General features: G+C 74.4%; 5 protein-coding genes. 3 read left to right on the forward strand and 2 right to left on the reverse strand.

Features of this window, described 5'->3' with window-relative positions; genetic code table 11:
* Positions 1–17: 17 nt before the first annotated feature.
* Together QC029_RS29875 and polA are read right to left on the reverse strand one after the other, a co-directional pair.
* Complete coding sequence (locus tag QC029_RS29875) at positions 18–1,508, reverse strand: lytic transglycosylase domain-containing protein (protein ID WP_279558979.1); 1,491 nt, start codon at positions 1,506–1,508, stop codon at positions 18–20.
* Between the two features lie 448 nt (positions 1,509–1,956).
* Positions 1,957–4,689, reverse strand: a complete 2,733-nt coding sequence (gene polA / locus QC029_RS29880; protein ID WP_279558980.1) for a DNA polymerase I — start codon at positions 4,687–4,689, stop codon at positions 1,957–1,959.
* Positions 4,690–4,781: 92 nt separating this feature from the next.
* On the opposite strand from polA, the gene QC029_RS29885 reads away from it, so the two are divergent.
* The 3 genes from QC029_RS29885 to QC029_RS29895 all read left to right on the forward strand — a co-directional run bounded on the left by QC029_RS29885 (position 4,782) and on the right by QC029_RS29895 (position 8,651).
* On the forward strand, positions 4,782–7,082 hold the full coding sequence (locus tag QC029_RS29885) for an FdhF/YdeP family oxidoreductase (protein ID WP_279558981.1): 2,301 nt from the start codon (positions 4,782–4,784) through the stop codon (positions 7,080–7,082).
* 80 nt (positions 7,083–7,162) lie between these two features.
* A complete protein-coding gene (locus QC029_RS29890; RefSeq protein WP_279558982.1) occupies positions 7,163–7,636 on the forward strand; it encodes a PaaI family thioesterase in 474 nt (157 codons plus the stop codon).
* Positions 7,637–7,748: 112 nt separating this feature from the next.
* Entirely contained in the window at positions 7,749–8,651 is a 903-nt protein-coding gene (locus tag QC029_RS29895) for a trypsin-like serine protease (RefSeq protein WP_279558983.1), read from the forward strand.
* The last annotated feature ends 53 nt before the right edge of the window (positions 8,652–8,704 follow it).

Genomic DNA, 8,704 nt, shown 5'->3' on the forward strand with positions numbered 1-8,704 from the left:
GGGTCCGGGTCCGCCGGTCAGTCCTCCAGCCGGCCCTCGACGGTGGCGCCGACGGACGGGGCGGGCGTCCGGCCCTTCCCGTCCTCCTGCCCGGCGCCGTCCTCGGCCTCCGCGCCGTCGTTCTGGTCGTTCTCGTCGTCGTTCCCGTCGTCCTCGTCCCCGCAGGGGTCCTCCTCCGGCTCCTCGCCGGGCTCCTCCGGGTCGCCGGTCGGGGTGGGCGACGGCGAGGGGGCGGGCGTCTCGGACGGTGCCGGGGCCCCGGGCTCCTGCGGCTCCTCAGGGTCTTCCGGCTCCTCGGGGTCCGTCGGGCAGGTGGGCTCCTCCGGCTCCTCGCCGGGCTCCTCCGGATCGGTGGGCTCCTCCGGATCGGTGGGCTCCTCCGGATCGGTGGGCTCCTCCGGCTCCTCGCCGGGCTCCTCCGGGTCGGTGGGCTTCTCCGGGTCGGTGGGCTTGGGAGCCGGCGGGACGGGCTCGGGCGACTCGGTGGGCGGCAGGGGCTTGATGGTGCCCCCTCCGGACACGGGCGGCCGCGGCGAGGGCGTGCCGTCGCCGCTGCCGTCCTCTTCGCCCCTGCCGCCGCCCTTGCCATCGCCCTTGCCGGCGCCGCCGCCCTTCGGGCCGTCGGCCCCGCCGCCCGGGCGCGTGACGGGTTCGGTGACCGGCCGTGCGGGCCGCGACTCGTTGCCCGCGCCCGGGCTCTCGGGCAGCACGCCCTCGCCGTCGGGGACCTCCCGGACGCCCTTGCGGTAGAACTCCAGCCAGGACAGCACGGTCCGCAGGTACTCCCGCGAGTGGTTGTAGCTGAGGACGGCCCGTTCCAGGTCGGCCGGGTCCGACAGGTTCCTGCCGTCCGCGCACAGGTAGCGGCCGGCGGCGAGCGCGGCGTCGTAGATGTTGTTCGGGTCCTCGCGGCCGTCGCCGTTGCCGTCCGCGCCCCAGGTGGCCCAGGTGGACGGGATGAACTGCATGGGGCCGACGGCCCGGTCGTAGCGGGTGTCGCCGTCGTACGCGCCGCCGTCGGTGTCCGAGATGTGCGCGAAGCCGACGCCGTTGAGGGCGGGGCCCAGGATCGGCTTGTGGGTGGTGCCCTGGGCGTCCACGGCGCCGCCGCGCGCCTGCCCGGACTCCACCTTGCCTATCGCGGCCAGGAGTTGCCAGGGGAGGTTGCAGCCGGGCCGCTCGTCGCCGAGGGTCCGCTCCGCCTTCTTGTAGGCGGCCAGGACGGTGGCGGGTATGCCGGACTCGGCGGGGCCGGTGGCGCCCGGCAGGTCGTTGGAGGAGCCGGGCTTGTCCGGCTTGACCAGCGGCGGAAGCTCGGTGTGGTAGGGGGAGTTGCCGTCGGCGGGGAGGTCGGACGCGTCCGGGGAGGTGGCGGCGTCCCTGCCGCCGGGCTGGACGAGTTCCACGCCGGGTCCCTGCGACGCGGTGAGCGCGGCCATCGCCGCCGCGGCCACCGCAGTGCTGGTAACGCCCCTTCGGACCCTGCCCACGAGCCGCCGAGCCGCCATCTGCCAGACCCCTCCACGCTGCTGTTCCGCGCTGCCGCACCGCACCTGTCGGACGGATGCGGCGCTTTCACGCGCTCTGTACGGTGTGCACACCTTGTGCGCCCGGTGGACCCGGCGCGCCCGGCGCGTGCCCTGCGTTCGCGCGCCGACCGCTCCGTTCCCCCGCGAACGGTAACGAGCGGGACACTACGGCAAGTTCGGCACCCGATCCACCACACCCGGGGACGACGCCGCGACGCGCACGACCGTTCCACCGGATGTTCACGATCGTCCACCACCGCCGTCGGCCCGCCGTTCACGTTCCGCCGCGGCCGCTTCCGGCGGCGTCCCGGTGTCCGAGCGGTGTCCGGACGGCGGTGCCCGACGGCCCCCGACCGCTTCCGGCCGCCCGTGTGCCGCCCGGGCGGTCGTCACGGCCCCGGGCGGCATGCGGCCTCTCGCGGTCTCCTCAGTGGGCGGCGTTCTCCCAGTTCTCACCGGAGCCCACGGAGACGTCCAGCGGGGCCCTCAGCCGGACGGCCCCGGCCATCTCCCGGCGCACCAGTTCCTCCACGTCCGCCCGCTCGCCCGGGGCGACCTCCAGCACGATCTCGTCGTGCACCTGGAGCAGCATGCGCGAGCGCAGCCCCGCCTCGGTCAGCGCCCGGTCCACCCTCAGCATCGCGATCTTCACGATGTCCGCGGCGGTGCCCTGGATCGGCGCGTTGAGCGCCATCCGCTCGGCCATCTCGCGGCGCTGGCGGTTGTCGCTGTTGAGGTCGGGCAGATAGCGGCGGCGGCCCAGGATGGTGGAGGTGTAGCCGGTGGCCCGCGCCTCCTCCACCACCCGGTGCAGGTAGTCGCGCACCCCGCCGAAGCGCTCGAAGTAGGCGTCCATCAGCCTGCGCGCCTCGTCGGCGGTGATGCCCAGCTGCTGCGACAGGCCGAAGGCCGACAGCCCGTAGGCCAGCCCGTACGACATGGCCTTGATCTTGCGGCGCATCTCCGGGTCCACCCGGTCCTTGGGCACGCCGAAGACCTGGGAGGCGGCCGTGGTGTGCAGGTCCTCGCCGGAGGTGAACGCCTCGATCAGGCCCTCGTCCTCCGACAGGTGCGCCATCACCCGCAGCTCGATCTGGCTGTAGTCGGCCGTCAGCAGCGACTCGTACCCCTCGCCGACCACGAAGCCCCGGCGGATGGCCCGGCCCTCGTCGGTGCGCACCGGGATGTTCTGCAGGTTGGGGTCGGTGGAGGACAGCCGGCCCGTCGCGGCCACCGTCTGGTTGAAGGTGGTGTGGATGCGGCCGTCGGCGGCGATCGTCTTGATCAGGCCCTCGACGGTGGTGCGCAGCTTGGACTGCTCGCGGTAGCGCAGCATGACCACCGGCAGCTCGTGGTCGGTCTGCGTCGCCAGCCAGGCCAGCGCGTCCGCGTCCGTGGTGTAGCCGGTCTTGGTCCGCTTGGTCTTGGGCAGGCCCAGCTCGCCGAAGAGCACCTCCTGGAGCTGCTTGGGCGAGCCGAGGTTGAACTCGTGGCCCACCGCGGCGTGCGCCTCGCGCACCGCCTGCTGGACGGCCGCGGCGAACTGCTGCTCCATGCGGCCCAGCCACTCGCGGTCCGCGGCGATGCCCGCCCGCTCCATCCTCGCCAGCAGGTCCGAGGTCGGCAGCTCGATGTCCTTCAGCAGGTCGGCCGCGCCGACCTCGTCGAGCCGCCCGGACAGCGCCCCGCCCAGGTCCAGGACGGTACGGGCCCGGCCCATCAGCGCGTCCGCCTCGGCCTCCTCGTCCGCCCCCAGCGCCAGCTGCCCGGTGCTCTCGGCGACACGGGCCGGCTCCCGGCCCAGGAACTCCACCGACAGCGCGTCCAGCGCGAAGGAGCGGCGGCCGGGCTGCACCAGGTAGGAGGCCAGCGCGGTGTCCATCGTCACGCCCGCGACGCTCCACCCGTGCTCGGCGAAGACCCGCATCACCGCCTTGGCGTCGTGCATGACCTTCGGCCGGGTCTCGTCGGCGATCCACGCGGCGAACGCCCGCTCGTCGGCCTCGTCCAGCCGCGCCGGGTCGAACCACACGGCCGGGCCCCCGGCCGTGGCCAGGGCGACCTCGCCGACGCTGCCCGCCCCCAGCTTCCAGTCGTCGACGGTGGCCACGCCCAGCGGCCCGGCGCCGGGGGCCGTGTGCTCGGCCAGCCAGGGGGCCAGCTCGCCGGTGCCGGCGACCACTCCGTCGACCTCCACGCCGTCCGCCGGGGCCGCCTCCTGCCCGGTCGCGCCCGGGTCGGCCGCGTACAGCCGGTCGCGGAAGCCGGCGTTGCGGAACTCCAGCGCGTCCAGCACCACCTCCAGCGCCTTGCGGTCGTACGGCGCCCGCGCCAGGTCCGCCGGGCCGGCCGGCAGCTCCACGTCGCACACCAGCGCCGTCAGCCGCCGGTTGAGCCGGACGCCGTCCAGGTGCTCGCGCAGCTTCTCCCCGACCTTGCCCTTGACCTCGTCGGCGCGCTCCAGCAGCTCCGCCAGGGAGCCGAACTGCCTGATCCACTTCGCGGCCGTCTTCTCCCCCACCCCGGGAATGCCGGGCAGGTTGTCCGACGGGTCGCCGCGCAGGGCCGCGAAGTCCGGGTACTGCTCGGGGGTCAGGCCGTACTTCTCCTCCACCTTCTCGGGGGTGAAGCGGGTCAGCTCCGACACCCCGCGGGTGGGGTACAGCACCGTCGTCGCGTCGTTGACGAGCTGGAAGGAGTCGCGGTCGCCGGTGACGATGGAGACGTGGAAGCCCTCGGCCACCGCCTGCGTGGCCAGGGTGGCGATGATGTCGTCCGCCTCGAAGCCCTCCACCGCGAACCGCCGGACGCCCATCGCGTCCAGCAGCTCGCCGATCAGCTCGACCTGCCCCTTGAAGCCGTCCGGGGTCTTGGAGCGGTTCGCCTTGTAGTCGGTGAACTCCTTCGTGCGCCAGGTCGTGCGCGACACGTCGAAGGCGACCGCCAGATGGGTGGGGTCCTCGTCGCGCAGTGTGTTCGCCAGCATCGAGGCGAAACCGTAGATCGCGTTCGTCGGCTGGCCCGTGGTGGTGGAGAAGTTCTCCTCGGGCAGCGCGAAGAACGCCCGGTAGGCGAGGGAGTGCCCGTCCAGCAGGAGCAGGCGCCTCTCCTCCGACGGCTCGGACTGTGCTGCGGTCGCTTTCGATGCTTTGTTGGCCACGCCCCGATCCTGCCACGCACCACCGACATCGGTTCACGGACCGCCCTCGAGCCGCTGTCGCATGTCGGTGGCGCGTGGCAGGATCACCGGTCATGAAGCGCAAGCCGCCCGCCACCGACCCCGTCCAGGACGCCCCCGAGGTCGGCGCCCCGCGGCGCTCCGCGGCAGGGCTGCCCGCCGTCGCCCACTCCCTGCGCATGGCCGGGGAGCAGATGGGGGTGCGGCGCACCGCGCTGACCCTGCTCAGGGTCAACCAGGCGGACGGCTTCGACTGCCCCGGCTGCGCCTGGCCCGAGCCGGAGCGGCGGCACACCGCGGAGTTCTGCGAGAACGGCGCCAAGGCCGTCGCCGAGGAGGCCACGCTGCGGCGGGTCACCCCCGCCTTCTTCGCCGAGCACCCCGTCTCCGACCTGGCGGCGCGCTCCGGGTACTGGCTGGGGCAGCAGGGCCGCCTCACCCGTCCGATGTACCTGGCCGAGGGATCCGACCGCTACGAGCCGGTCGGCTGGGACGAGGCCTTCGGCATCGTCGCCGAGGAGCTGCGCGCCCTGGCCTCCCCCGACGAGGCCGTCTTCTACACCTCCGGCCGCACGAGCAACGAGGCCGCGTTCCTCTACCAGCTCCTCGCCCGCTGCCTGGGCACCAACAACCTGCCCGACTGCTCCAACCTGTGCCACGAGTCCTCCGGCGCGGCGCTGACCGAGACCCTCGGCGTCGGCAAGGGCAGCGTGCTCCTGGAGGACCTCCACCGCGCCGACCTGATCATCGTCGCCGGCCAGAACCCGGGCACCAACCACCCGCGGATGCTCTCGGCGCTGGAGCGGGCGAAGAAGGGCGGCGCGCGGATCATCACCGTCAACCCGCTGCCCGAGGCGGGCCTGGAGCGGTTCGACAACCCGCAGACCCTGCGCGGCCTGGCCGGCTCCGGCACCCCGCTGACCGACCTGTTCCTGCAGATCCGCATCGGCGGCGACCAGGCCCTCTTCCGCGAGCTGTGCCGCCGTGTGCTGGAGGCCGAGGGCGGGGTGGACGAGGCGTTCGTCCGCGAGTACACCCACGGCTACGAGGAGTTCGCCGCGGCGGCCCGCGCCACCGACCCCGGGGACGTGCTGCGCGCCACCGGGCTCGCCCCGGCCGACATCGACCGCGCCGCCGAGATGGTCCTCGCCTCCGAGCGCACCGTCGTGTGCTGGGCCATGGGGCTGACCCAGCACCGGCACGCCGTGCCCACCATCCGCGAGGTCGTCAACCTCCTGCTGCTGCGCGGCGCCGTCGGCCGCCCCGGCGCCGGGGTCTGCCCGGTGCGCGGCCACAGCAACGTCCAGGGCGACCGCACCATGGGCATCGTCGAGAAGCCCGCGCCGGCCCTGCTCGACGCCCTGGAGGGGGAGTTCGGCGTCCCCATGCCGCGCGAGCACGGCCTGGACGTGGTGAACGCCATCCGCGCCCTGCGCGACGGGGAGGCGAAGGTGTTCTTCGCCCTCGGCGGCAACTTCGTCGCCGCCTCCCCCGACACCGAGGTGACCGAGGCCGCCGTGCGGCGGGCCCGGCTGACCGTGCACGTGTCCACCAAGCTCAACCGCTCCCACTGCGTCACCGGCGCCCGCGCCCTGATCCTGCCCACCCTGGGCCGCACCGAGCGCGACGTCCGGGCGGGCGGCGAGCAGTTCGTCACCGTCGAGGACTCCATGGGCATGGTCCACGCCTCCCGCGGGCGCCTGGCCCCGGCGAGCGGGGACCTGCTGTCGGAGCCCGCCATCGTCTGCCGGCTGGCCCGCCGCGTCCTGGGCCCCGGCCACCCCGTCCCCTGGGAGGAGTTCGAGGCCGACTACGCCGCGATCCGCGACCGCATCGCCCGCACCGTCCCCGGATTCGAGGACTTCAACGCCCGCGTCGCCCGCCCCGGCGGCTTCGCCCTCCCCCACGCCCCGCGCGACGAGCGGCGCTTCCCCACCGCCACCGGGAAGGCCAACTTCACCGCCGCCCCGCTCCAGTGGCCGCGGGTGCCGCCCGGCCGCCTGCTGCTGCAGACCCTGCGCTCCCACGACCAGTACAACACCACGGTCTACGGCCTCGACGACCGCTACCGCGGCATCAAGGGGGGCCGCCGCGTGGTGCTCGTCCACCCCGCCGACGCCGCCGGGCTCGGCCTGCCCGACGGCTCCTACGCCGACCTCACCAGCGAGTGGACCGACGGCCGCGAACGCACCGCGCCCGGCTTCCGCGTCGTCCACTACCCCACCGCCCGCGGCTGCGCCGCCGCCTACTTCCCCGAGACCAACGTCCTGGTCCCCCTCGACGCCACCGCCGAGACCAGCAACACCCCGGCCAGCAAGTCCGTGGTGATCCGGCTCACCCCCGCCCCGGCCCCCCGCCCGGCCTCTGATAAGTAAGACCGTGTAGAGCACACCCATCACCTTCCGGAGGCGGTGCGCCGCACCGGCCCCGGCACGACGATCGGAGCCACGAGCCCATGGGCGAGCCGACCAGCACCGTCTTCCCCCAGGAGATCCTCGACCAGTGGGCCGGGCTCGGCATCGACCTGCCCGCCCTGTTCTCCGCCGGGCGCCTCGGCGAGCGCATGGGCCTGGTCATCACCCACGCCGCGCCCGAGAAGGTCGTCGGCACCCTCCCCGTCGAGGGCAACACCCAGCCCTACGGGCTGCTGCACGGCGGCGCCTCGGCCGTCCTGGCCGAGACGCTCGGCTCCGTCGGCGCCATGCTCCACGGCGGCCCCACCAAGATCGCCGTCGGGGTGGACCTCAGCTGCACCCACCACCGCGGACTCAGCTCCGGCACGGTCACCGGCACCGCCACCCCCCTGCACCGCGGCCGGTCCACCGCCACCTACGAGATCGCCGTCACCGACGAGCAGGACCGCCGCGTGTGCAGCGCCCGGCTCACCTGCCTGCTGCGCGACGCCCCCAGCGACGCACCGGGCAACTGACCGTTCCTCACCGAAAAACCACAGGTCACGGGGTTCTCCGCGGCCGGGCCGGTGCGCTTCAATACCGGTCCGGGCCGCCACCGGGGCGGCCAGGACCGAAAGGGCACCGATCGTGCGGGCCATACGCCTGACCTCTCCCCGGAAGCACGCCGCGACCGCCACCGCGCTCACGGTGGCCGCCGCCGCGCTCACGGTGGCCGCCGCGACCCCCGCGGCGGCCATCAGCACCTACAACTCCGCACCGGCCCCCGAACGGACCGAGGTCGGAGCGCTCGTCGTCACCTACGACCACGACGAGGACGCCACCACCCCCGACCGCGTCGACTGGTTCTGCTCCGGCACCATGATCGACCGCGACACCTTCCTCACCGCCGCCCACTGCACCACCGACTGGCCCGCCGGCGCCCGCTTCCACGTCTCGCTGGAGCAGGACGTGCGGGCCGCCCTCGACGCGGCCGCGCGGGAGCACCCGGGCGATCCCCACGCCGTCGCCGCGGCCGTCGCCGTCGAGGGCACCGTCCACAACCACCCGGCCTACCCCGGGCCCTCCTCCGACACCCGCGACATCTCCGTCGTCGAGGTCCCCGCCCGGAAGGCGGCCGAGCGCTGGGACTTCACCCCGGCCACCCTGCCCACCGCCGGACAGCTCGACGCCCTGGGCCCCCGGGGGCTGGACGGCGCCGACCTCACCGTCGCCGGCTACGGCACCCAGGAGGCACAGCGCGGCCCCGGCGGCCACACCCACCCCGGCGGCGGCGTGCGGATGAAGGCCCCCACCACCTTCAACGCCCTCAACAAGGCGTGGGTGCGCGTGGCCATGACCGCCCCGCAGGGCAACGGCGGCGCCTGCTACGGCGACTCCGGCGGCCCCAACTTCGCCGAGATCGACGGCGAACGCCTCCTGGTGGGCACCACCATCACCGGCGACTCCCCCTGCTACGCCACCAACGTCGCCTACCGCCTCGACACCCCCGGCGCCCGGGCCTTCCTCGCGCCGTACACCGACCTGCCCTGACCGGCGGACCGGACCGGACCGGCCTGAACACGACGGTGCCGCGGCGGCCTCCC

Source organism: Streptomyces sp. DH37 (genome assembly GCF_029813835.1).
Taxonomy (GTDB): domain Bacteria; phylum Actinomycetota; class Actinomycetes; order Streptomycetales; family Streptomycetaceae; genus Streptomyces.

Excerpts from the sequence above, each read along its gene's own strand:
- QC029_RS29875 (WP_279558979.1), bottom strand. The coding sequence starts at position 1,508 with ATGGCGGCTCGGCGGCTCGTGGGCAGGGTCCGAAGGGGCGTTACCAGC.
- QC029_RS29885 (WP_279558981.1), top strand. The coding sequence starts at position 4,782 with ATGAAGCGCAAGCCGCCCGCCACCGACCCCGTCCAGGACGCCCCCGAG.
- QC029_RS29890 (WP_279558982.1), top strand. The coding sequence starts at position 7,163 with ATGGGCGAGCCGACCAGCACCGTCTTCCCCCAGGAGATCCTCGACCAG.